A 23,548-nucleotide genomic window follows, 5' to 3' on the forward strand; every position below is an offset into this window, starting at 1 on the left:
CTGGCCGGGGGCCGGGGGCCGCCCCCCGGCCCCCGGCCCCGGTCCCGCCGGGCGGACGTCTACGGGGCCATCTCGTAGGTGTCCGAGAGCGCCTCGACGCGCTGCCAGACCCTGGCCGAGCGCTCCTCGTCGACGACCGGGCGCCGGACCGCGCCGAGGGCCCAGGCCTGCTGCTGCTCGGTGGCCGAGTCCTTGCCGTGCAGCTCGACGGCGTGCGCGGAGAAGTCCCGTACGAGGACGGCGAACAGTTCGTCGAGGACGTCCTCGTCGAGTCCGGTCAGCGCGGCCTGCTCCAGGACCAGCTGGCCGTGGACGACGAGCGCGAAGAGCTGGCCGACGGCGAGGAGCAGGTCGAGGTCGCGGCTCTGGGCCTCGTCGGGCGCGGCGGTGCGGACGAACTCGCAGAGCGCGTCGGCCTGTTCGCGGAAGCGGGCGACGTTGGCGACGCCGGCGTACGCGTCGTAGGCCGGGCGCCAGTCGTGGAAGCGCACCGAGCCGAGACCGCGGGCCGGGCCCTGGCCGAAGAGGAAGGTGTCGTCGGCGGCGTCGAGCCGGGTCGGTACGGGCTCGTACGCGGCCGGGTCGAGGAGGTGGTTCCGCATGAACTTGAGGATCAGCGCCAGGTTGACGTGGACGGTGCCCTCCAGCTTCGGCAGGCCCCGGATCTCGACGGCGGCCTGGGCGAAGTAGTTGTCCTTCTCGAAGCCCTTGGCCGCGATGACGTCCCACATGAGGTCGATGACCTTCTCGCCCTCCGTGGTCACCTTCATCTTCGTCATCGGGTTGAAGAGGAGGTAGCGGCGGTCGTCGGGTCCCGCGGAGCGGAAGTAGTCGACGGCGCGGTCGCTGAACAGCTTCATGCCGACGAGACGGACGTACGCGTCGGCCAGCTCGCGCCGCACGTGCGGGAAGGCGGTGACGGGACGGCCGTAGAGGACGCGGTTGTGGGCGTGGGTGACGGCCTCGTACATCGCGTGCTCGCAGATGCCGATGGAGGCGGTGCACAGGTTGAACTTGCCGACGTTCACGGTGTTGAGCGCGGCGTCGAAGGCGGCCCGGCCGGTGTGCAGGACGTCCTCGGCGGCGACCGGGTAGTCCTCCAGGCGGAACTCGCTGACGAACTTCGACGAGTCGACGACGTTCTTGACGAGGTGGTACGCCGGGTGGCGGCTGTCGGCGGCGAAGAAGACGTACCCGTCGGGGCCCTCGACGTCGGTGCGGCGGCCGAAGACGGAGACGAGTCCGGCGGCGTTGCCGTTGCCGATGTAGTACTTGGAGCCGGTGGCGCGGAAGCCGCCGTCGGCCGCGGGCTCCAGGAGCATGTCCGTGGAGTAGATGTCGGCGCCGTGGGTCTTCTCGGAGAGGCCGAAGGCGAACACCTCGCCCTGGGCGAGGAGTTCGGCGGCGCGGGCGCGGGCGGCGGCGTTGTCGCTCTGCCAGACCGGGCCGAGGCCGAGGATCGTGACCTGCCAGGCGTACCAGTAGTCGAGGCCGTAGAAGCCGAGGATCTCGTTGAGGGCGGCGATCCGGGCGGTGTCCCAGCGCTTGTCGGCCTGGCCCTCGGGGGCGTCGGCGGAGGGGGTCAGGAAGGTCTCGAAGAGTCCTTCCTTGGCGGAGAAGGCGAGGAAGTCGCCCAGCCAGGCCCGGGTGCGGTAGTCCTCGATCAGCCGGCGCTTGCCGCGCGCCTCGAACCAGTCGACGGTCGCGCGCAGCAGCCGGCGGGTCTCGGGGTCGAAGTGCGCCGGGTCGTAGGTGTGCGGGTTGAACAGCAGCGAGTCGGCCATGTGCCTGCTCCGTCTTTCGGTCCGGTGGGTGCGGTGGTCGGATGCCGGGGGGTGCGGTGGTGGTGCCGGGGCGGTGGTCAGCGCCCGGCGGCGAGCCGGTGGAGGGTGGCGAGGACGTCGTCGAGCCAGGCGAGCGTCATGCGTTCGTACGCGATGCCGCCGCGCAGCACGACGTGCTGGAGCTCCCGGCCCGCGTCGAGCGGGCCGCCGGGCCGGTCGTGGGGGCCGTCGTCGGGGCCGTCGTCGGGGCCGTCGTCGAGCGGGCCGCCGGGCGAGCCGGTCCCGGCGTCCCGCGCGCCACCCGGTGCGTCCGGTCCCGTGAAGTCGCGCTCCTCGCCCGCGAGGTAGTGCGCGAGGCGCTCGGTGTGCGCCTGCCGGTGCCGTTCCACCTCGTGGATCAGGGCGGCGGGGTCGTCGAAGGCCGCGCCCCGGATCTTCACGGCGAGGTCGTGCCGGATGCTCTCGGGCTCGATGGGCTGGTGGATCCAGCTCGACAGGACGGCCTGGCCGAGATCCGCGACGGTGTACTCCTTCTTGTCCGGGCGGCCCTGCTGCGGCACGTCCCGGGCGTCGACCCAGCCGTCGCTCTCCATACGTTTGAGCACGCGATAGATCTGCTGATGGCTGGCGGTCCAGAAGTAGCCGATGGACCGCTCGAAGCGCCGGGCCAGCTCATAGCCTGACCCGGGCTTCTCCAGCAGGGACACGAGAATCGCGTGTTCGATCGCCACACTCGGAATCCTTCTATGCAACTCGTTGCATAGGCAAGTCCGGGGGCCCGGGTGAGACACGGCTCACCGCGGGCGGCCCCTTCGGCTACCCCGCGACGTCCGCCCGGCGGAGCATCGCGAGGCGGCTCGCCGTCCGGTCCTGGTCGCGCAGGAGCCCGGCGTCCTCCGGCAGCCCGGCCAGCGGGTCGGCGCCGATGAGGAAGAGCCGTATGTCGCGGTCGCAGCACACGTCCACGAGGTTGGCGAACCGCTGGCGGCCGTCCGGCGTGCACGCGGCGAGCGGGGGCACGCCGTCCAGGACGAGGGTGCCGAAGCGCTCGGCGAGGGCGAGGTAGTCGGGCACCGTCGTGGCGCTCTCGCACAGCGCGTCGAAGCCGAACCACACCAGGTCGCCCCGGACGGCCCTGGCGGACAGCTCCTGGTGGTGACCGGGCACGAGCACGGCCTCGGCGGGCGCGGGCCGGCTCAGCTCCGGCAGGACTCCGGCCCCGTCGGCGAGCCTGGCCCCCTGCGCGAAGCGCCGCGAGCCGTCCCCGGGTGCCGCGAGGCGCCGGAAGTCCGTCGGGCCGGAGACGTCGAGGACGTCCATCCCCTCCTCGATCCGCCGGATCGTGGGCTCGAAGAGGTGGTGGTACACCGGATTCGGCATCAGCCCGGCGGGCGGGTAGTTGGAGGTGGTGACGAGCGTGACGCGCCGGTCGAGGAGCGTCCCGAAGAGCCGGGCGACGAGCATCGCGTCACCCGCGTCATGCGCGTGGAACTCGTCGAAGACCAGCAGCCGGCAGTCCCCGAGCAGCTCGTCGACGGCGCGGTCGACGGCACTGTGCCCCGCTTCGTGCGAGCGGCTCTCCCGGGCCACGCCGTCGTGCAGGGCGCGGAAGAAGTCATGGAAGTGGAGGCGTCGCTTGCGGGTGATCGGCAGCCCGGCGAAGAAGGTGTCCACGAGCCAGCTCTTGCCGCGCCCGACCGGTCCCCACACGTAGAGGTTGCGGGGCGCGGGGCGGGACCGGCGGAACAGGCCGCTCGGCGCCGCCAGTTCGGCGGCGAGCCGGGAGAGCCGTTCGACGGCCCGATCCTGCTCCGGGGCGAGGGTGAAACCCCGTTGTTCGGCGTCCTGTCGGAAGTGGCGTCTCATCGCCTCGTACTGCTCGTGCGTCGTGTGGTTCACACGCGGGGACGGTATCAGTCGCGGTCGGCCGCCTTGTCGAGCTCCTCGTCGAGGGCCAGCGCCGCCGTGATCAGGGCAAGATGAGTGAACGCCTGCGGGAAGTTGCCGAGTTGCTCGCCGGTGGGCCCGATCTCCTCGGCGAAGAGACCGACGTGATTGGCGTAGGTGAGCATCTTGTCCATGGCGTAGCGGGCCTGTTCGAGGCGGCCCGCGCGGGCGAGGGCCTCGACGTAGAGGAAGCTGCAGAGGGAGAAGGTGCCCTCGGAGCCGCGCAGTCCGTCGGGGGACGCCTCCGGGTTGTAGCGGTGGACGAGGCTGTCGATGACGAGTTCGCGGTCCATCGCGTCCAGGGTGGCCAGCCACGACGGCGCCCTCGGGGAGATGAATCCGACGCGCGGCATGAGCAGCAGGGAGGCGTCGAGCACCGCGCTGTCGTAGTGCTGGACGAACGCCCCGCGTTCGGGGTTCCAGCCGCGCTCCATCACCTGGACGAGGATCGCGTCGCGCTGCGCGGTCCAGTGCGGGATGTCGGCGGGGCGGGCGTACTGGGTGGCGAGCCGGATGCCCCGGTCCAGGGCCACCCAGCACATCACCCTGCTGTACGTGAAGTCCTTGCGGCCGCCGCGGGTCTCCCAGATGCCCTCGTCAGGCCGGTCCCAGTGGCCGGCGAGCCAGTCGAGGAGCGCCGCGAAGCCCTTCCACCCCTCGTAGCCCGCCAGTTCGGCCAGATCCGGCGAGTGGGTCATCGCGTAGGCGAACTCGCCGTAGATGTCGAGCTGCAGCTGGTCCGCCGCCCCGTTCCCGGCGCGGACGGGGAAGGAGTCCCGGTAGCCGGAGAGATGGCCGAGCACCTCCTCCGGCAGCCGGGGGTCGCCGTCGACCCGGTACATGATCTGCATCGGCTCGCCGCCGGGCGGGCGGGGGCCTCGGAAGCGGTCGCCGAGCCAGCGGCGGAAGGCGTCGGCCTCCTCGACGTATCCGAGGTCGAGGAGGACGCGCACCGAGAAGGAGGCGTCGCGGATCCAGGTGTAGCGGTAGTCCCAGTTGCGCTCACCGCCGATCTGTTCGGGGAGTCCCATGGTGGCGGCGGCGACCGGGGCGCCGGACGGGGCGTAGATGAGCAGTTTGAGGGTGATGGCCGAGCGGTTGACCATGTTCTGCCAGCGCCCCCGGTAGCGGCAGCGGCGGATCCACCGGTGCCAGAAGACCCGGGTCGCCTCCAGCTCGGCGTCCAGCGCCTGTTCGGTGACGGGCTCGGGGGCGGCGCCTCCCGGTGCGGAGGTCTCCAGGACGATTCCGGCGGTCTGGCCCTGGGTGAGGGTGACGGTGGCCCGCACGTCCCGTCCGCCGCGTCCGTCGGGTCCTTCCGGCCCGTCGGCTTCCAGGGGGACGCTGCTCCGCAGGTGGACGTCGAGGCCCGGGCCGTGGAACGTGGCGGCGTGGCCGTCGAGCGTGAGGGTGTGCGGGGCGCGGCCGTAGTCGAAGCGGGGGGCGCACCGGACGTCGAAGGTGAGGGTGCCCCGCACCACGCGCAGGGCGCGCACCAGGCGGTGCCGGTCGGTGGGGACGTCCGGGTGGGTGCTCACCGGCATGAAGTCGACGACCTCGCCCACGCCGTCCGGGGTGAGGAACCTGGTGATGAGGACGGCCGTGTCGGGCAGGTAGAGCTGGCGGACGGTGACGTCGTCGAGGGCCGGGGCGATGGTGAAGTGGCCGCCGCGCTCCTGGTCGAGCAGCGAGGCGAAGATGCTCGGGGAGTCGACGCGCGGCGCGCAGAACCAGTCGACCGCCCCCGTGGCGGAGACCAGGGCGGTGGTCTGCAGGTCGCCGATCAGTCCGTGGTGGGCGATCGGAGGGTATTCGGGCACCGGGACCTCGGCTCTCCGCGGCTCCGGGCGTCCGGGGCCACTCCTCGTGCCCCCACGCAAGCCGGAGGCACCCGTCCCGGCAAGGCGAAGGGGCCGACCGGGGGAACCGTGCCCCCGCCCGTCGCACCCCTTCCCCACGGTCCGACCGGTCGGTATGTTGCTCGCGACCCGTCGAGCGCCCTGGAGGACGTCATGCCCGAGCCTGCTCCGTCCCGCACCGCACCCGCTGACACGACGGCGGTCCACGGCACGTGCGCCCCCCGCTTCACCGCCGTACGGGAGGCCTTCGAGGCCAACTTCCGCGGCCGGGACGAGCTGGGGGCCGCCGTGTCGGTCCAGGTCCACGGGGAGACCGTGGTCGACCTGTGGGGAGGCTGGGCGGACGCCGCCCGCACGCGCCCCTGGGAGCGCGACACCGTGGTCAACGTCTGGTCCACCACCAAGGGCGTCACCGCGCTCTGCGCCCATCTGCTCGCGGATCGCGGACTGCTCGACCTGGACGCGCCGGTCGCCGCGTACTGGCCCGAGTTCGCCGCCGCGGGCAAGGAGGCGCTCCCCGTGCGCCACCTCCTCTCCCACCGCGCGGGCCTCTGCGGCCTCCGCGAGCCGCTCTCCCTGGCGGAGTTCTACGACTGGGAGGTCACGTCCGCCCGGCTCGCGGCGACCGAGCCCTGGTGGGAGCCCGGCACCCGGTCCGGCTACCACGCCCTGACGTACGGGTTCCTCGTCGGCGAGGTCGTCCGGCGGGTCGCCGGACGGCTCCCCGGGGCCTTCCTCCGGGAGGAGATCACCGGCCCCCTCGGCATCGACTTCTCCATCGGGCTGCCGGAGAAGGAGGCGGGCCGGGCGGCCGAGCTCGTCCACCCGCGCACCTCGGCGCCCGGCGAACGGGCCGCCGTCTTCGCCCAGTTGGAGCCCGCGGCGCAGGCCGCGCTGGCGAACCCGCTGGTGGGCGTGGCGGAGGCGAACAGCCCCGAGTGGCGGGCCGCCGAGCTGCCCGCGGCCAACGGCCACGGGACGGCCCGCGCGGTCGCCCAGCTGTACGGGATCTACGCCGGGCGCGGTCTGTCCGGCGGGCGCCGGATCCTCTCCGAAGCGGCCGTGGAGCGGGCCCGCGAGGGGCAGGGGGCGGGCCGGGACCTGGTCCTGGGCGCGGGCTTCGCCCATGACACGGAGTGCGGCCTCGGCCTCTGGCTCAGCGGGCCCAACGCCTCGTACGGCCCGAATCCGCGCGCCTTCGGCCATGACGGCTTCGGCGGCTCCTGCGGGCTCGCGGACCCCGAGGCGGGGGTGTCCCTGGGCTATGTGATGAACCGCATGGGACCGCGCATCGCCGACGACCCCCGCAAGACGGCGTTGGTCGAGGCGGTGTACGCGTCCCTCTGACGGCGCCCGGCGCGGGGCGCGTACGGCGTGAGCGCCTTGGGGTCCCCCGCACTCCCCCGGCCCACCGGCGGGCGGAGTACGCCGCCGGTCAGCGTTCCAGTTCCTTGTGGGCGCTCTCGGGCAGCCTGAGGTACACGGCCGAGGAGACGAGGCACAGCGCGGCCACGTACCAGGGGAAGAGGCCGGGGCGGTCAAGCTCCTTGAAGAGCGTGCCGAGGTACGGCGCCGTGCCGCCGAAGAGCGCGACGGTCAGCGAGTACGGGAAGCCGATGCCCGCCGCGCGTACCCGCGCGGGGAACAGCTCGGCGTTCACGGCGGCCGAGATCGACGTGAAGCCGGTCAGCAGCACCATGCCCGCGCACTGCACCAGGAGGAGCATGCGGAACGAGCCGTCCAGGGCGCGCAGCAGCGGCACGGCCAGGAGCGCGAAGCCGATGCCGAAGAAGAGCAGCGCGGGCTTGCGTCCGAACCGGTCGGAGAGCAGCCCGCCGACCGGTTGCAGCAGGGCGAAGAACGCCAGCGAGAGGGTGCCCGCGAGCAGCGCGTCCGCCTTGTCGATACCGGTGTTGAGTTCCGCGTACGTCGGCAGGTAGGAGGTCCAGGTGTAGTACGCGAGGGTGCCGCCGGCGGTGATGCCGGCGATGCGGAGCGAGGCGCGCGGGTGGAGGCGCAGCGCGTCGAAGAGCCCCGGCCGGGGGGCTTCCCGCTGGGCGGCGCTCCGGGTCTCCTCGGCGCCCCGGCGGATCCAGAAGCCGGCGAGGCTCAGAGCTGCGCCGAGGAGGAAGGGGACGCGCCAGCCCCAGCTGTCCATCCGGTCCTCGGCGAGCACCCCGACGAGCAGGGCGGCGATGCCGGACGCGGCGAGCTGTCCGGCGGAGGTGGAGACGTACTGGAAGGACGAGAAGAGGCCGCGCCGGCCGGGTCCCGCCGATTCGACGAGGAAGGTCGTCGAGGCGGCGAACTCCCCTCCCACCGACAGGCCTTGCAGCAGCCGGGCGACGACGAGCACGATCGGGGCGAGGACGCCGGCGGCGGCGTACGTCGGGGTCAGTCCGACCAGCAGGCTGCTGCCGCCCATGAGCAGGATCGTGGCGGTGAGGGCGGTCCGGCGGCCGGCCCGGTCCGCGAGCGCGCCCAGGAGGAGCCCACCGACCGGGCGCATGAAGAAGCCGACGGCGAAGACGGCGAACGTGGACAGGAGGGGGACGAGGGAGTTCCCCGAGCCCTTGGGGAAGACCTGGTCGGCGATGTAGGCGGCCAGGAAGGTGTACGCGTACCAGTCGTACCATTCGACCGCGTTGCCGACGGAGGCCGCGAGCAACTGCCGTAACGGGCGCGGGGTGGGCGGAGCGGGAAGCAGCGTCTGTGTCATGATCACGACCTGCCCCGGCCGTGCCCGCCGTACGCCTCCGCGACGGACGCGGAGATCGCCGCCCCGCACGGGTCAGTCGACCGGCCAGGTGTGCGCCGGGGCGTTCATGTGCATGTACTCGACGTACTGCTGCGTCATCCGCCGCAGCGCCTCGTGCCGGTCCACGTGGTCGATGTCGTGGATGTGGTGGTACATCTCGGACTGCCAGGTGGCGCCGTTGCGGCCGCTGACGCACCGCTGCTCGATGATCCCGAGCAGCGGCTCCCGCCGGCCCGCGTCAAGACCCATCCGCTCCAGGCCCCGGTCGGCCAGGGGCAGCAGCCGGCGCAGCACCAGCTCGGTCACCGGCACCTCGCCCATCCCCGGCCAGTACACATGGGCGTCGATCCCGTGCCGCGCCGCGGCGTGCAGGTTGTCCTCCGCCGCCGAGAACGACATCCGGGACCAGACGGGCCGGTCCTCGTCGACCAGGGCGCGGACGAGACCGTAGTAGAGGGCGCCGTTCGCCAGTACGTCGGCGACCGTCGGCCCGGCGGGCAGCACCCGGTTCTCCACCCGCAGGTGGGGGACGCCGTCGACCACGGCGTAGACGGGCCGGTTCCAGCGGTAGACCGTGCCGTTGTGCAGGGTGAGCTCGGAGAGTTCGGGGGTCCCGCCGCGGGCGAGCGTCTCCTCCGGGTCCTCGTCGTCGCGCATCGGCAGCAGCGCGGGGAAGTACCGCGCGTTCTCCTCGAAGAGGTCGAAGACGGAGGTGATCCACCGCTCGCCGAACCACACCCGCGGCCGTACGCCCTGCACCTTGAGCTCGTCCGGCCGGGTGTCGGTGGCCTGCTCGAACAGCGGGATGCGGGTCTCCCGCCACAGCTCCTTGGAGAACAGGAACGGCGAGTTCGCCGCCAGCGCCACCTGCACCCCCGCCACGGCCTGCGCGGCGTTCCAGTAGTCGGCGAACTCGTCCGGCGAGACCTGGAGGTGGAACTGGGTGCTGGTGCACGCCGCCTCCGGCGTGATCGTCTCGGCCCGGGTCCGCAGCCGCTCCACCCCGTCCACCGAGATCAGCAGGTCCTCACCGCGCGCGGCGAAGATCTGCTCGTTCAGCAGGCGGTAACGGGCGTTCTCGGAGAGCGAGTCCGGGCCCGCGTCCGCGAGCTCCAGGGTCGGCAGGATGCCGATCATGACGAGATGGGCGCCGATCGCCGCGGCCTTGTCCTCCGCGTGGTTGAGCGCGTCGCGGATCTCCTGTTCCCAGGAGTCGGGGCCGCCGCCCGCGCTGAGCCGCCGCGGCTCGACGTTGATCTCCAGGTTGAAGCGTCCCAGCTCGGTCGACCAGGAGGGGTCCGCGATCGCCGCCAGGACGTCCTTGCTGCGCATGGCCGGTTCGGCGCCGTCGTCCACCAGGTTCAGCTCGATCTCCAGGCCGACCTGGGGCCGCTCGAAGTCGAAGCGTGACTCCCGCAGCATCCGGGCGAACACGTCGAGGCACGCGTGCATCTTGTTCCGGAACCGGCGGCGGTCGTCACGGGTGAACTCCTGCGCCGGGACATCACGTCCCATGGGTCCTCCGGAGTCTCGTCGGAACGGACACCCACCCTCCAGCGTCCCACTCCCCGAGCCGCCCAACCACCGAAGCGGACCCGGAGCGCCCGGGCGTAGGCTTCGCCGGGCATGGACACGGCGGGCCGAGCGGGGCGGGACGGGACGGGGGCGGGCATGAACGCTGGGGCGGACGGCATGGCTGGGGCGACCGGGACGGCGGGCACGGCCGCGGCGGCGTCGAGGTGGGGATCGACCCTCGATTCGGTCGTGGTGTACGCGCAGGGCGCGCTCTGCCGCCGCCTGGCCCGCGGCAGCGTGCCCCCGGGCGGCCTGATCCGGGTCACCGGGCTGCCCCGCGCCCTCGACCCCGGCTCCCTGCGGGCCCGGGTCCTCGGCCCGTCCGGGGTCCGCGTCACCGAGGCCCGGGTGGAGATCGAGGCGGAACCGCTCGGCGGCGACGACGGTACGGCGGTCAGCGACGGCGATACGGCAGTCAGCGGCGGGGGTACGGCTGTCAGCGCGGCGGCCGGCGAGGGCTCGGCCGGCCCCGGCGCGGCCGGCCGGAGCGCGCCCGGAGGCGGCGCGGGCGAGCCCCGCGCCGCCGGCGGGCTGCGGCAGGAGGTCGAGCGGCTGCGCGACGCGTACGCGGCCGCGGCGGCCCGCCGGGACCGGCAGTTGGGACTGATCGCGGAGGTCTCCGGGCTGCGCCCGATCGCACCGGCGCGCAAGCGGGAGGACCCGCACCGCCGCACCCCGGTCGACGCCTGGCTGGAACTCGCCGATTTCGTCGACGAGCGGCTGACCGGACTCCACGCCCGCCTGGTCGAGCTGGAGGAGGAGCTGCGCCAGACCGAGCACGAGCTCTCGGTCGCCGCGGACCGGCTGGACCGTGCGTCGACCGCCGTCCCGTCGGCGCACGTCGCGACCACGTACACGGCGGTCCTCACCCTCGCGGGCGCGGATGCCGCGCAGGTCGACGGGGAAGCCGCCGGCCAGGACGGGCCGGACCTGGAGGTCGAGCTGGAGTACGGGGTGCCCGGCGCCGTATGGGTGCCGGCCTACCGTCTCACCCACCGTCAGGGCGACGGCACCGGCCGCCTGGTGCTGCGCGCCTCGGTCGCCCAGCGCACCGGCGAGGACTGGACCGGTGTGCGCATCGCCCTGGCCACCGCCGACCTGCGGCGCCGCACCGATCTGCCGAAGCTCCGCTCGATCCGGATCGGCCGCCGCCAGGACACCCCCGCGCCGTCCGGCTGGCGCGAGCCGCCTGCCGGGCTCGCCGACCTCTTCGCCGGGTACGCGTCGGCCGGTCCCCGTCCCGCACCGCGGCCGGCGGCGGTGGCCGTCGGGGCGGGCTGGGGATCCGGCGCGGTCCCTGCGCCGTCGCGGCCGTCCTTCGGCGGTCCCCCGCCGCCGCCCCCGCAGGCGGCGGGGGGCTACGGCGCGGCGCCCGTCGCGCCTCCGATGCCGGGCGGCGGCTACGGCGCGGCCCCCGGGGCGGCCGGGGGCGGTCACGCCGAGACGGCGGAGGCCTACCTGGAGGCGACGCCCGACCGCGCGCGGCGCGCGCCCGCGCAGCCGGGTGGCAGGCCACGGTTCGGCGGAGCGCCCGCGGGGCCCCCGGCCCCGGCGGCCATGGCCCCCGCCGCGCCGTTCATGCCCGCCGCTCCGGTGGCCGCGGGCGCGCCTCCCATGGCCCCCGGCGCGGCCGTGCCGCCACCACCGCCGGCGCAGCCGGTGGCCGGGCCGCCGCAGCCGAGCGGTGCCGAGCTCGACTACGGCGCCCTCGTCCTGTGCGGTCCGGACGAGCCGGAGGACCGCCGGGGCCGGCTGTTCCCCGGGGCGCGTACCGACGCGGTGGCGACCGAGTACCGCCGGCGTGCCGAGGCGGTGGCCGCGCTGCCGCTGCCCGGGCACGCCGTGCGCCCGCGTGAGTCCGCGGGCTCCTTCGACCACCGCTTCGACGCCGCCGCCCGGGCCGACGTCCCCTCGGACGGCAGCTGGCACACCGTCACCGTCGGGGAGGTCCCGGTCGGTCTACGGACCGAGTACCTCTGCGTGCCGTCGGTGGAGCCGACGGTGTACGCCACGCTGGTGCTGTCCAACGCCACCGACCAGGCGCTGCTCGCGGGGCCCGTGGAGGTCACCGTCGACGACGAGTTCCTGCTGACCGCCGCGCTGCCCACGCTCGCCCCCGGGGCGGTGCGGAGGGTGGGGCTCGGACCGGCGGAGGGCATCCGGGTGACCCGGCGCACCCACCTCACCGAGTCGACGGCGGGGCTCCGCAACAACATCACCGTGCTCGACCACCGCGTCCACGTGGAGCTCTCCAACGGGCTCGCCCGGCCGGTCACCGTCGAGGTCCGCGAACGCGTCCCGGTCACGTCCGAGCCGGACGTCCGCATCGAGGAGCGGCCCGGCTGGACGGCGCCGGAGACGGGCACGGAGCCCGAGCGGCACACCCCGGGCACCCGCCTGCGGCGGGTGGACCTGCCCGCCGGTGGCACGACCGCCCTCGACGGCGGCTACGAGATCCGCATCCCGGCCGGCAAAGCCCTGGTCGGCGGAAACCGCAGGAGCTGAGACGCCTCATGTCCCCCACCTCGCACCCGAGCTCCGCCGTCCCCGGCGGCCCCCACGCGCCCGGCGGCCCCGACGCCCGTCACGGCGCCGTCGTCCGCGCACCCGTCACCGCCGTCACCTGTCTGGAGGACCGCGCCCACGTCGAGCGGTCCGTCGTGCTCGACCTGGCGGCCGGCGTCCAGCGGGTGCGCCTCGGTCCGGTCAGCGCGCTGGCCGTCGACCGCACCCTGCACGCCGAGCCGACCTCGGGGCCCGCGGCCACCGTGCTCGACGTGCGGCTGGTCCGCGCCTGGGAGCCGCGCGGCCCCCGGCCGCCGGCCGAGGACGACTCCGCCCTGCGGCACCGGATCCACACCCTCGAACAGGAACGGCGGGACCTGGAGCAGCAGCGGGACCGCCTTGACGCCCGCCTCGGCCTGCTCGGCCGGCTCGTCACCGACCTCCTGCGGGAGATCGGCGAGGGCACCGGCTTCGGCGAGGCCGAGCGTCCGCGCTGGGCGGGCGAGCTGGACCGGGTGGACGCCGAGCGCGACACGTACGGGGAGCGACTGCGTACCGTCGAGGCCCGGTTGGGCGCCGTCGCCGCGGAACTCGCGGACGTGCAGCGGGCCATGGACCTGGCCGAGGTGGAGCCGAGCGAGCTCTTCGCGCACATCGACGTGACCGTGGCGGCCGCCGAGGCCGGACCCGTCGGGCTGCGGCTGAGCCACCTGACCCCGTGCGCACTGTGGCGGCCCGCCTACCGGGCCGTGCTCGACGGGGACGCCCTGACGCTGGAGACCGAGGCGGTGGTCTGGCAGCGTACCGGCGAGGACTGGTCGGACGTACGGCTCACGCTGTCGACGGCCCGTTCGGCGCTGGCCACCGAGCCGCCGTCGCTGGGCGAGGACCGGCTCACGCTGGGGGACCGCACGGCGGCGGAGCGCCGTACGGTCGACGTCGAGCTGCGCGAGGAGGAGATCGGGGACCTGGGCCCCGCCCCGGTGCTCGGGCTGCCGGGGGTGGACGACGGCGGCGAGGCGCGGGTGCTGGCCGCGCCCGTGCCGGTGTCCGTGCCCTCCGACGGGCGCGCCCAGCGGGTGCCGCTCTCCGCCTTCACGACCGTCGCGCGCAGCGAGTACGGCTGCTCCCCCGAGGTGTCGCCGCTGGTCACGCAGGTGGTGCGGGGCGAGAACCGCTCGGGGCACGTGCTGCTCGCCGGGCCGGTCGACCTGGTCCGCGGCGGAGGTTTCATCGGCCGGGGCACGCTGGACTTCACGACCCCGGGCGCCCCGGTGGAGCTCTCCTTCGGCAGCCGTGACGACCTCCGGGTGGTCCGGGAGACCGAGGAGTCCCGCGACTCGGTCGGGATCACCCAGCGGACGGTGATCACCCGCACGGTCCGGCTGCACCTGTCGCGGTTCTCCGCGCCCGGGGAGCTCGGCGACCGGGTGGTCGTCCTCAGGGAGCGGATCCCGGTCTCCGAGGTCGCGGCGGTGGAGGTACGGCTCCGCAAGGAGGCCTGCTCGCCGGCGCCCGAGGTGGACGCCGAGGGCATCGCGCGCTGGGACGTCACCCTGGCGCCGGGCGGTCGCCGTACGGTCACGCTGGTCTACGAGCTGTCGGCGAGCTCCAAGGTCGCCGGGCTCTGAGCCGGCCCGCTGGACCGCTGGACCGCTGGACCGTTGGACCGTTGGACCGTTGGACCGTTGGACCGCTCATAGGATTTCACCTTTCTCGCATGAATTCCGAGGGTGTTCGTATTCGACCGCCCGTCACGTGCCGACCGCTTCTTACGTCGCGGTGCCCTGCGTGTTCTCTTAGCAGCGGGGTCCACGGTGCGCGACCATACGGACGCCGAGTCGCCGTGCCGACACCTGAAAGGCAGACGACGTCAGGAGCGAAGCGGCCGGCAGACGGAAACACCGCGACAGGAAGAAGGACGGACGTGTCCGCCAGCGAGAGCGAGAACCCGGCAATCCCCTCCCCGACCCCCAAGGAGACCCGCCCCAGGACGAACCGGGACTGGTGGCCGAACCAACTGGACCTCCAGGTCCTCCACCAGCACTCGCCCCAGGCCAGTCCGATGGACGAGGACTTCGACTACGCGGCGGAGTTCGCCACCCTGGACGTCGACGCCCTGAAGCGGGACGTCATCGAGGTGATGACGGCGTCCCAGGACTGGTGGCCCGCCGACTACGGCCACTACGGGCCGCTGTTCATCCGGATGAGCTGGCACGCGGCGGGGACGTACCGCATCGAGGACGGCCGGGGCGGCGGCGGCTCCGGCGCCCAGCGTTTCGCCCCGCTCAACAGCTGGCCCGACAACGCGAGCCTGGACAAGGCGCGCCGCCTTCTCTGGCCGGTCAAGCAGAAGTACGGGCGGAAGATCTCCTGGGCCGACCTTCTGGTTTTCGCCGGAAACTGCGCCATGGAATCCATGGGCTTCAAGACCTTCGGATTCGGATTCGGCCGGGAGGACATCTGGGAGCCGGAGGAGGTCTTCTGGGGGCCCGAGGACACCTGGCTCGGAGATGAGCGCTATTCCGGTGACCGGGAACTCAGCGGGCCTTTCGGCGCCGTGCAGATGGGTCTGATCTACGTCAATCCCGAGGGTCCCAACGGAAATCCGGACCCGCTCGCCGCGGCCCGGGACATCCGCGAGACGTTCGCCCGCATGGCGATGAACGACGAGGAGACGGCCGCGCTCATCATCGGCGGCCACACCTTCGGCAAGTGCCACGGCGCGGTCGATCCCTCGTGCGTCGGCCCGGAGCCGGAGGCCGCGCCGATCGAGCAGCAGGCGATCGGCTGGCGGAGCACCTGCGGCAGCGGCAAGGGCGCCGACGCGATCACCAGTGGTCTGGAGGGCGCCTGGACCACCGCGCCGACCACGTGGGACAACGGCTACCTGGACAACCTGTTCCGGTACGACTGGGAGCTGACGACGAGCCCGGCGGGCGCGCAGCAGTGGAAGCCCACCGACCCCTCGGCGCAGGACACGGTGCCCGACGCCCACGACCCGTCGAAGCGGCACGCCCCCATGATGCTGACGACGGACCTCTCCCTGAAGCTCGACCCGGTCTACGCGCCGATCGCGAAGCGCTTCCACGAGAACCCCGACCAGCTCGCGGACGCCTTCGCCCGGGCCTGGTACAAGCTGCTCCACCGTGACATGGGGCCGGTCTCCCGCTACCTCGGGCCGTGGATCCCGGAGCCCCAGCTGTGGCAGGACCCGGTGCCCGCGGTCGACCACGAGCTGGTCGGGGACGCGGACGTCGCCGACCTCAAGAGCCGGATCCTCGCCTCGGGCCTGACCGTTCCCCAGCTGGTCTCCACCGCGTGGGCGTCGGCGGCGAGCTTCCGCGGCACGGACAAGCGCGGCGGGGCGAACGGGGCCCGCATCCGCCTCGCGCCGCAGAAGGACTGGGAGGTCAACAACCTGCCCGAGGTGCGCGACACGGTGGCGGCGCTCGACCGGATCCGGCAGGAGTTCGCCGACTCCAGGGGCGACGGGGTGCGGATCTCGCTCGCCGACCTGATCGTCCTCGGCGGCTGCGCGGCCGTCGAGCAGGCGGCGCGGAGCGCCGGGCACACCGTCACGGTCCCGTTCTCGCCGGGGCGCACGGACGCCTCGCAGGAGCAGACCGACGTCGACTCGTTCGCCGTGCTCGAACCCCGGGCCGACGGCTTCCGCAACTACCTGCGGGCGGGCGAGAAGCTGTCTCCGGAGACCCTGCTCCTGGACCGCGCCAACCTGCTGACGCTGACCGCCCCCGAGATGACGGTCCTGATCGGCGGCATGCGGGTCCTCGACACCGGCTTCCGGCAGTCGCGGCACGGCGTGTTCACGGACCGGCCGGGGGCGCTGACCACCGACTTCTTCGTGAACCTGCTGGACATGGGCACGGAGTGGAAGCCCTCGACGTCCACCGAGAACGTGTACGAGGGCCGGGACCGCGTCACCGGTGACGTCACCTGGACGGCCACCGCCGCGGACCTCGTCTTCGGCTCGAACTCCCAGCTCCGCGCCCTCTCCGAGGTGTACGCCTGCCAGGACGCGGGCGAGAAGTTCGTGCGCGACTTCGTGGCGGCGTGGACCAAGGTCATGGAGCTCGACCGGTTCGACCTGTCCTGACCGTCCCTCGGCCGGCCGGTGCGAACACCGGCCGGCCGGGGCCGCTCACTCCTCCAGGAGTCGGCGGGCCTGCGACAGCAGGCGCAGCAGTTCGCTGCGGGAGGGGTCGTCGGCGCCGTCCGGGGCCGGCGGCCGGCGCGGCGCGTGGGTGGTGAGCACGTGCAGGGCGACGGCGGCCTGGCGGGCGAAGAGGCTCAGCAGGTCGAGCTCGGTCAGGCTGGAGCGGGCCTGCGGGGACGGGTCGAGGACCTCCAGGACACCGAGCACCCGGTCGCCGTGCAGCAGCGGGGCGGCCATCAGGGCGTTGGGGACGTAGCCGGTGGACTCGGCGACGTCCCGGTCGAAGGACGTGCTCTGGTGGAGGTCGTCGACCACCATCGGCTCGCCCGAGGCGGCGACCCAGCCGGCGATCCCCCGGCCCGCCGGGAACCGGCGGCCCACCAGGAACTCCTGTCCCTGGCCGGAGACTGCCTCGAAGACCAGCTCGTCCGCCGTGGTCTCCAGGAGCAGGATGGAACTCGCCTCGGCGCCGAAGATGGCCCGCGCGGTGTCCACCACCGACTGCAGGAGCTCCGCCATCGCCGGATCGGGCAGGGGTACGGGGGACACGGCGGGGGCGATCGTCTGAGCCATGGGGCTTCCCTTCCGGCGCCGGTCGTTACCGGCGTCCGTGGACACGGACGTTGGCTGCGGACAGGTACAGGGCGTTCTTCAGCTGGAACGGCGTCAGCCGCGGGCGGCTCGACAGGAGGCGGGCGCAGAGCCCCGCGACGAACGGGGTGGCGAAGCTGTTGCCGGAGCTGCGGATCGAGGTCCCCCCGAGCCAGGCGACCTGGACGCGCTGGCCCGGGGCGAAGAACTCCACCGGGGGCTCGGGGTTGTAGAGGTGGAGGTCCGGGTCGTCCTCCTGGTGGCTGCCGACGGAGATCACCGAGGAGAAGCGCCAGGGGAAGCTCTCCACATGGGTGTTGTGCGCGGAGGCCACGATGACCGTCTGCTGGAAGTAGGCCTCGTCGGCGAGCCGGCGCAGCTCCTCCACGAAGCGGTCGCGGCTGGTGGACAGGCTCAGGTTCACCACGTCGAACCGTTGCCGCACGGCCCAGCGGATGCCTTCGAGGAGGACGTCGCCGCTGCCGGAGAACCGCTCGCCGAGCACCCGGATGCTGGAGAGTTCGCAGTCCGGGGCGGTCCGCCGGATGATCCCGGCGCAGGCGGTGCCGTGACCGCAGAAGTCGCCCTCGTCCGTCTCCTCGACGCGGATGCCGTCCTCGTCCTTGACGACCCGCCAGGACCGGTCGACGGGGCCGACCATGGGGTGGTCGCGTTCGACCCCGGAGTCGACCACGCAGACGCGGACGCCGCTTCCGGTGCCGCCGAGGAGTCCGCCCTCGGGCGGCTCGGGCGGCCGGTCGGCGTCCACGGGTACGTCGGCGGGGCCGCGGCCCCGCAGCCCCCAGGTGAGTCCGGGCGTCGGCGCCGGTCGCTGACCGGTGGTCATCGCGCTGTCTCCTCTCCGGCGCCGGTACGGCTGCCGGGTCCGGGGCCGGTACGGGCGCCGGCTCCGGTGGCGGTGGTGGTGGTGGTGGGTACGGCGGCGGGCGCGGGCCCGGGGTCCGCGCGGCGGGCGGCGCAGCGGGCGACCAGGGCGTCCGCCTGGCGGACGGCCGGGAGGTGGCCCTTGGCCCAGAAGTGCCGCCGGGCCCGGGCCGCCGACCCCGCCGCCTCGTCCGGGTGGCCCAGGGCGAGGGCGGTGCGGGCCAGGTCGAGGGCGGCGAGGCCCTGGACGATGGGCGAGTCGGTGCGGGCGGCGGTGGCGAGCGCCCGGGCGGCCAGCCGGGTGGCCGTCACGGCGTCGCCCCGCGCGGCGGCCACCCGGGCCCGCAGTCCGTCGAGGTCGGCGGACTCGGCGCGCGGCCTGGCCGGCTCCGCACGCTCGGCGTCCGGTGCGCCGAACGGTCCACCGGCCTGCTCCAGTTCGGCGAGGGTCGTACGGGCGGTCCGCCAGTCGCCGAGGTCGAGATGGACGCGGGTGGCATCGAGCAGGGCGCTGCGCAGGAGCGCCGTGGCGCCCAGCTCCCGGGCGGCGGCGGCCGCCCGCTCCAGGTGCGCGAGCGCCTCGTCCCGGCGGCCCGCGGGCTCGGCCACGGTCGCGGTGAAGATCGGCAGGAAGGCGTCGGCCTCGGCGTATCCGAGCCGCTTGGCGAGCTGCTCCGCCTCCGCGAGGCAGGCCAGGGCTCCCTCGCGGTCGTCGTGCAGGGCGAGGAGCACGGCCAGCGGGCAGTTGAGCGTCAGCCGTACGGCCCGGCGGCCGGGGCCCTGGTCGGCGAGGAGGGCCCGGCAGCGGTCGACGGCGTCGGCGACCGGCTGGGGCCCGCGCCAGAGCGAGACCCCCGTGGCGCCGAGGGCCGCGGCCCGCTCCGGCTCGGCGTCGGCGCGTACGGCGTGGTCGAGCGCCCGGGCCAGCAGGCGCTCCGCCGCGCGGTGCCGGCCCTGCTCCTGGGCGCGCTGGGCGAGCCGCAGGGCGGCCCGGGCCTGGCCGAGCTCGTCGCCGGCCGCCGCGAAGACCGGCAGCGTGGCGGCGGCGGCCTCGGCGGGCGACTCGTCCCTCCGACCACCCCCGGACCGGCCCGGCCCCGTGGCACGCGGCGTCCCCGCCGTCCGGCCGACCGAGGCGAGGCCCAGGCGGGCGTGGGCGGCCTCCACGGCGTCCTCGCCGTCCGGCGGGGTCTGGGCCAGCACCTCTTCGAGGAGGGACCTGCCGTCCGCGCCGCGCCCCAGGTCGAGCAGTGTCTGGCCGAGCCGGCGGCGGGTCGCCGTCCTGCCCGGTTCGCCCGTCGTGTACCGGGCCGCCGCCCGGTTCAGCAGGTCGGCGGCCCACACCGGGTCGGCGTGGGCCAGGGCGAGGCGTCCGGCCTCGGCGAGGGCGTCGGCGGCGCGGCGGCGCAGCCCGTCGGTGTGCGCGTCCTGGGCGCCCAGTTCCACCCGGTAGCGGTACGCCTCTTCGAGGTGGGCGCCGACCGCCGCGCTGCCCCGGGCGCGGACCGAGTCGAGCCGGGCCGCGCGCTCGTGCCGGTCGGCCCGGTCCTGCTTGGACTGGCTCGCGTGCACGACCTCCTGGATCAGGCCTCCGGCGAAGCGGAAAGCCGCTCCGTCCGGCCTGATCAGGCGGTGCCGGACGAGCCGGTGGAGGGTGGCCGTGAGTTCGGCCGCGGTCCACGTCTCGGCGGGGGGACCGGCGAGCGCCGCGAGTTCTCCGGCGGTGAAGTCGCCGCCCAGGACCGACGCGAGCCCCAGGGCCCGCTGTTCGGGCGCGTCGAGGGCGTCGATCCGGGCGCCGATGAGCGCCTGGAGCGGCAGCGGGACGCTGTCGGTGTCGACGGGTTCCCCGGCGACGAGCAGCTGCTCCAGGTGCAGCGGGTTTCCGCCGACCCGGGCGAGGACCTCGGCGCCGAGCGGTGCGCCGTCGGCCGGCCGTCCCGTCAGTTCGGCCGCGAGGAGCTGCGCCTCGGCGTCGGTGAGGCCGCAGAGCGGCACGGAGCCCGCGGCGAGCTCGGGCCGGACGTCGAACAGCGGGGGGCGGGTGAGCAGGAGGATCAGGACGGCCGCGGTGTCCCCGAGGGCGCGCAGCAGCCGGTCGAGGGCGTCGAAGAGGGGCTGGGCTCCCCAGTGGCAGTCGTCGATCACCAGCACGACGGGCCGGGTCGCGGACAGTTCGGCGAGGACCTTGGCGAGCGCCGCGCAGGTGTCGGCGGGCGAGGGGTTGGGGGTGCCGTCCAGGAGCAGCCCCTGTTGAAGCAGTTCCAGTTCGGGCGACGGTACGAGGGTGGTCTCGGCGTTCAGCAGGTCGGCCACGGCGTCGGCGAGCGGGCCGAGGCTGGGTTGTTCGCCGAGGGCCCGGCAGCGCCCGACGCCGTGGCGCGGTGCGGTGGCGGTGGCCGGGGCGGACGCCCTGCGGATCCACTCCCGTACGAGCCGGGTCTTGCCCTGGCCGGCCTCCCCGCCCACCACCAGCCGCTCGACCCGGCGGGTCCGTGTGACCCGCTCCAACGCGGCGTCGATCAGGTCGAGTTCATGGCGGCGGCCGACGAAGCCGAGGTCGAAGCGGCGCAGTGCCTCGGGGCCGTCCTCCTCGTCGAGGCCGGTCAGCCGGTGGGCGACGACCCGGTCGGTCTTGCCCTTGAGCAGCAGGGGCCCGAGCTCGGTCGTGCGGACGCCGGGTCCGGCGGCGGCGAGGGTGTCGGGCCCGATGAGGATCTCCCCCGCGGCGGCGTTCTGTTCCAGGCGGGCGGCGACGTTGACCACTTCGCCGGAGACCATCGCCTGCCGGAGGGTGGCCGAACCCGTCACCGCCTGACCGGTGTTGATGCCGATGCGCATCTCCAGACGGACCCCGACGGCCTCCTCGAGGCGGGCGTTGAACCCGGTGAGCGCCTCCCGCATGGCGAGTGCGGCCGAGGCGGCGCGCCGGGCGTCGTCCTCCCGTACCGTCGGCACACCGAAGACGGCCATCACGGCGTCCCCGATGAACTTCTCCACGGTGCCGCCCTGTTCCTCGATCCGCAGCCGCATCAGGTCGAACCAGCGGAGCGTCACCGAGCGCAGGGTCTCCGCGTCCAGCGCGCCGGAAAGCGCGGTGGAGCCCACGAGGTCGCAGAACAGGACGGTCACGACCTTCCGACCGGTGGGCCTTGCGGCGACCGGCCCGGGCGCGCACGGGCTGCCGCAGGACGGGCAGAACCGTGCGTCGGGCGGCAGGGCGCTCCGGCACGAGGCGCAGGGCATGGGTTCCTCCGGTGGGCGGGGACGGCGGGGGCGACCGGGGTCAGAAGAGAGCGCCGCCGGCGACGTCCGCGTGCGCCTGCACCTCGGGCGCGGCGGCGTCGAGCCGTCCCCTGATGTCGACGAGCAGGGCGAGCTCCTCCGGGGTCAGCGCGCGGACGACCTCCTGCTGCTCCTCGCTGAGGGCGTCGACGTCGAACCCGGCGGCGGCGAGCGCCTCCAGGGTGGGGGCCGGCGGTGTCCCGCCGGCCGGGGCGGTGCCGTACGGGGCGGGCGTGCCGCGCGGGGCGGTCGTCTCGTACGGGGTGCTGTCGTCGGTCACGGGTGTCCTCCGGGGGTGGCGGCGAGGTCGAGGAAGAGCCGGGTGAGGAGGTTGGCGGTGTGCAGCGCGCTGACGGAGACCGCCGTCTGCTGGGCGGGGGTCGGCGCGAGGGCGTCGAGCACCCGGTGCAGGTCGTCGAGGTGGCCGCCGTCGAGCTCGGCGTGTTCCCTGAGAGTGCGGAAGGCGCGGCCGGGCAGTCCGGTGACCTCGGTGAGACGGTCCGCGAGCCGGGGCCCGGGGGCGTTGCCCTCCAGGACGGCGATGTAGCCGAGCAGGGTCGCCGGGTGCTCGTGCTCGATCCGGTAGTACTGCGCCCCGGCGAGTTCGACGACGACGGGGTGCGGCACGGCGGCGGGGCCGGCTCCGGCGGCGGCCAGGTCGTCGAGCAGCCAGGCGTCGTGGTCGCGCTCCTCCTCGGCGTGGCGGACGTAGTACTCCGCGAGGTGCCGCGAGGCCGGGTCGTCGAGCTCGGCGCACCGCTCGGCGGCGCGTTCCAGGAGCGGCACCGAGGCGCGGACGAGCGGGTGCATGGCGGCCAGGTAGCGCACGTAGCGTTCGCGGAGGCCGTCGGGGCGCCAGAGGGCGGCGGTGGCGGCCCTCAGCACGGGCGTGGTGGGCGTGAGTTTGGTCCTGAGCGCGAGGGACGCGGTGGCGTTCATCGGCGGCTCCTCTCCTCTGCGGTGAGCGACGCGACGGCGGCGGGCGGGGCCGCTTCGCGCGCGTCGGCGGCGGGGTGGGCCCCGGCGGGCGGGTCGGCGGCGGCCGGCTTCCGTTCTCCGGTGGACTCGACCAGGTGCGCGTACCGGGCGCAGCCCATGCGGCGTACGAGGGCGGCGGGTCCGGCGGCGAGCTGCTGGTCCGTGCTGAGCCGGTCGAGGACGGCGCCGACCCGGCCTCCGGCGTCCCGGGCGGCGCCCGCGAGTACCTCGGGCCGGTCGGCGAGCGCGTGACAGCTCCGGCAGTATCCGGCCGGGGCGGGCCCGGTGCCGTACCGGGCGTGCATCCGCTGCGGGCCGACGGCGCGCAGCATCCGCAGCACCGGGGAGCCGAGGGAGCGTGCGCGTACGGTCTGCCAGTCGTCCTCGGCGATGTGCCCGAGCCGCAGGTGCGGGGGGACGGGACGGCGGTCCACCGTCCACTGGTTGCAGCAGGCGGCCACGGTCCCGTCGAAGGTGACGACGGGCCAGGCGGCGAGCGCGCAGGGCGTCACCGAGGTGCCGTCGGGGCCGGCCGGCGTGGCCCGGGCGAGCCCGGTGCCGCGGCCGACCGGCCGGACCTCGTTCACCAGCATCGGCATGCCGGGGCCGAAGGCGCGGTGGACGTCGGCGACGGCCTCCGCGAGGTACGGGTCGTCCGGTCCCGACCCGGTGAGGTGGATGCTGGCGGGGACTCCGGCGTCGAGCACGGCCCGCAGGGCGCGCAGGACGTCCGCGCGCGGGACCTCGCGCTCGTGGTGGACGTCCAGGCTGGCCGAGAAGTGGTCGAGGGCCGTGACCGTTCGCATGATCCGGTCGGGGACGCGGCCGCCGCGGGCGAAGAACATGCCGCTGAGCAGGGCCACCCTGGATCCCCTGGCGCGGGCGAGGCGGGCCGCGCGGGCGGCGAGCTCCGGCAGCAGCAGCGGTTCGCCGCCGGTGAGCATGACCACCTCGGGGCGGTCCTGGGGGCCGAACGAGCCGATGAAGCCGAGGAGTCGCGCCGGATCGGGCGCCCCGGCGGCCGTCGGGGAGGAGCCGGTGGAGCAGTGCGCGCAGCTCATGGGGCAGCGGCGGGTGAGCGCCACCAGGAGACCGCCGCAGGGCACCGGGCGCAGGCCGATGAGCTCCGCCAGTTCCATGTCTGTCCTCCTGACGCGCGCGGAGGGTCCCCCGCTTCCCCCGGATCGTGTCGCCGGGCGGCAGG

The 23,548-nt window shown here is 74.5% G+C and carries 16 protein-coding genes; 4 read left to right on the forward strand and 12 right to left on the reverse strand.

The features are described from left to right. Positions 1–59: 59 nt before the first annotated feature. The 4 genes from DEJ43_RS02515 to DEJ43_RS02530 all read right to left on the reverse strand — a co-directional run bounded on the left by DEJ43_RS02515 (position 60) and on the right by DEJ43_RS02530 (position 5,551). Positions 60–1,784, reverse strand: coding sequence for an acyl-CoA dehydrogenase family protein (locus DEJ43_RS02515; RefSeq protein ID WP_015031726.1), 1,725 nt, complete (start codon positions 1,782–1,784; stop codon positions 60–62). 77 nt (positions 1,785–1,861) lie between these two features. Beyond that, positions 1,862–2,515: a PadR family transcriptional regulator gene (locus tag DEJ43_RS02520; RefSeq protein ID WP_041661988.1), complete on the reverse strand. Its 654-nt coding sequence runs from the start codon at positions 2,513–2,515 to the stop codon at positions 1,862–1,864. Between the two features lie 85 nt (positions 2,516–2,600). Continuing rightward, on the reverse strand, positions 2,601–3,683 hold the full coding sequence (gene zapE / locus DEJ43_RS02525) for a cell division protein ZapE (protein ID WP_233447911.1): 1,083 nt from the start codon (positions 3,681–3,683) through the stop codon (positions 2,601–2,603). Positions 3,684–3,697: 14 nt separating this feature from the next. Continuing rightward, positions 3,698–5,551 carry a glycoside hydrolase family 15 protein gene (locus DEJ43_RS02530; RefSeq protein ID WP_015031729.1) on the reverse strand — a complete coding sequence of 618 codons (1,854 nt, stop codon included), beginning with the start codon at positions 5,549–5,551 and terminating at the stop codon, positions 3,698–3,700. A 192-nt stretch (positions 5,552–5,743) separates the two neighbouring features. On the opposite strand from DEJ43_RS02530, the gene DEJ43_RS02535 reads away from it, so the two are divergent. After that, the gene (locus tag DEJ43_RS02535; RefSeq protein WP_015031730.1) at positions 5,744–6,937 is read left to right on the forward strand and encodes an EstA family serine hydrolase; all 1,194 of its coding nucleotides are present in this window, start codon (positions 5,744–5,746) and stop codon (positions 6,935–6,937) included. Between the two features lie 88 nt (positions 6,938–7,025). Here the strand turns inward: DEJ43_RS02535 and DEJ43_RS02540 are convergent, their stop codons facing one another. Together DEJ43_RS02540 and DEJ43_RS02545 are read right to left on the reverse strand one after the other, a co-directional pair. Further along, entirely contained in the window at positions 7,026–8,309 is a 1,284-nt protein-coding gene (locus tag DEJ43_RS02540) for an MFS transporter (RefSeq protein ID WP_015031731.1), read from the reverse strand. Positions 8,310–8,381: 72 nt separating this feature from the next. Next, the gene (locus DEJ43_RS02545; protein WP_015031732.1) at positions 8,382–9,863 is read right to left on the reverse strand and encodes a glutamate-cysteine ligase family protein; all 1,482 of its coding nucleotides are present in this window, start codon (positions 9,861–9,863) and stop codon (positions 8,382–8,384) included. Between the two features lie 156 nt (positions 9,864–10,019). Between DEJ43_RS02545 and DEJ43_RS02550 the strand changes: the two genes are divergently transcribed. The 3 genes from DEJ43_RS02550 to katG all read left to right on the forward strand — a co-directional run bounded on the left by DEJ43_RS02550 (position 10,020) and on the right by katG (position 16,545). After that, a complete protein-coding gene (locus tag DEJ43_RS02550) occupies positions 10,020–12,428 on the forward strand; it encodes a DUF4139 domain-containing protein (protein WP_233447912.1) in 2,409 nt (802 codons plus the stop codon). Between the two features lie 8 nt (positions 12,429–12,436). Continuing rightward, complete coding sequence (locus tag DEJ43_RS02555) at positions 12,437–14,059, forward strand: mucoidy inhibitor MuiA family protein (RefSeq protein ID WP_015031734.1); 1,623 nt, start codon at positions 12,437–12,439, stop codon at positions 14,057–14,059. Between the two features lie 296 nt (positions 14,060–14,355). Beyond that, positions 14,356–16,545, forward strand: a complete 2,190-nt coding sequence (gene katG, locus DEJ43_RS02560) for a catalase/peroxidase HPI (protein WP_015031735.1) — start codon at positions 14,356–14,358, stop codon at positions 16,543–16,545. 45 nt (positions 16,546–16,590) lie between these two features. Here the strand turns inward: katG and DEJ43_RS02565 are convergent, their stop codons facing one another. The 6 genes from DEJ43_RS02565 to DEJ43_RS02590 all read right to left on the reverse strand — a co-directional run bounded on the left by DEJ43_RS02565 (position 16,591) and on the right by DEJ43_RS02590 (position 23,483). Further along, the gene (locus DEJ43_RS02565) at positions 16,591–17,178 is read right to left on the reverse strand and encodes a GAF domain-containing protein (RefSeq protein WP_015031736.1); all 588 of its coding nucleotides are present in this window, start codon (positions 17,176–17,178) and stop codon (positions 16,591–16,593) included. 25 nt (positions 17,179–17,203) lie between these two features. Then, positions 17,204–18,043: a S8 family peptidase gene (locus DEJ43_RS02570; RefSeq protein WP_015031737.1), complete on the reverse strand. Its 840-nt coding sequence runs from the start codon at positions 18,041–18,043 to the stop codon at positions 17,204–17,206. Beyond that, positions 18,040–21,213, reverse strand: coding sequence for an adenylate/guanylate cyclase domain-containing protein (locus tag DEJ43_RS02575; protein WP_071891104.1), 3,174 nt, complete (start codon positions 21,211–21,213; stop codon positions 18,040–18,042). The genes DEJ43_RS02570 and DEJ43_RS02575 overlap by 4 nt, the downstream gene beginning before the upstream one ends. A gap of 154 nt (positions 21,214–21,367) precedes the next feature. Beyond that, positions 21,368–21,646 (reverse strand): aroma-sacti cluster domain-containing protein, encoded by a 279-nt coding sequence (locus DEJ43_RS37960; RefSeq protein WP_015031739.1) that lies wholly within the window; start codon positions 21,644–21,646, stop codon positions 21,368–21,370. Further along, positions 21,643–22,305 carry a heme oxygenase-like domain-containing protein gene (locus DEJ43_RS02585; protein ID WP_015031740.1) on the reverse strand — a complete coding sequence of 221 codons (663 nt, stop codon included), beginning with the start codon at positions 22,303–22,305 and terminating at the stop codon, positions 21,643–21,645. The genes DEJ43_RS37960 and DEJ43_RS02585 overlap by 4 nt, the downstream gene beginning before the upstream one ends. Then, positions 22,302–23,483 (reverse strand): radical SAM family protein, encoded by a 1,182-nt coding sequence (locus tag DEJ43_RS02590; RefSeq protein ID WP_015031741.1) that lies wholly within the window; start codon positions 23,481–23,483, stop codon positions 22,302–22,304. Before DEJ43_RS02590 ends, DEJ43_RS02585 begins: the two co-directional genes overlap by 4 nt. Positions 23,484–23,548: the final 65 nt, after the last annotated feature.

Source organism: Streptomyces venezuelae ATCC 10712, assembly GCF_008639165.1.
GTDB lineage: Bacteria > Actinomycetota > Actinomycetes > Streptomycetales > Streptomycetaceae > Streptomyces > Streptomyces venezuelae.

Coding starts and splice junctions, on each gene's coding strand:
- DEJ43_RS02515 (WP_015031726.1), bottom strand. CDS start 1,784: ATGGCCGACTCGCTGCTGTTCAACCCGCACACCTACGACCCGGCGCAC.
- DEJ43_RS02535 (WP_015031730.1), top strand. CDS start 5,744: ATGCCCGAGCCTGCTCCGTCCCGCACCGCACCCGCTGACACGACGGCG.
- DEJ43_RS02540 (WP_015031731.1), bottom strand. CDS start 8,309: ATGACACAGACGCTGCTTCCCGCTCCGCCCACCCCGCGCCCGTTACGG.
- DEJ43_RS02545 (WP_015031732.1), bottom strand. CDS start 9,863: ATGGGACGTGATGTCCCGGCGCAGGAGTTCACCCGTGACGACCGCCGC.
- DEJ43_RS02550 (WP_233447912.1), top strand. CDS start 10,020: ATGAACGCTGGGGCGGACGGCATGGCTGGGGCGACCGGGACGGCGGGC.
- DEJ43_RS02555 (WP_015031734.1), top strand. CDS start 12,437: ATGTCCCCCACCTCGCACCCGAGCTCCGCCGTCCCCGGCGGCCCCCAC.
- DEJ43_RS02565 (WP_015031736.1), bottom strand. CDS start 17,178: ATGGCTCAGACGATCGCCCCCGCCGTGTCCCCCGTACCCCTGCCCGAT.
- DEJ43_RS02570 (WP_015031737.1), bottom strand. CDS start 18,043: ATGACCACCGGTCAGCGACCGGCGCCGACGCCCGGACTCACCTGGGGG.
- DEJ43_RS02585 (WP_015031740.1), bottom strand. CDS start 22,305: ATGAACGCCACCGCGTCCCTCGCGCTCAGGACCAAACTCACGCCCACC.
- DEJ43_RS02590 (WP_015031741.1), bottom strand. CDS start 23,483: ATGGAACTGGCGGAGCTCATCGGCCTGCGCCCGGTGCCCTGCGGCGGT.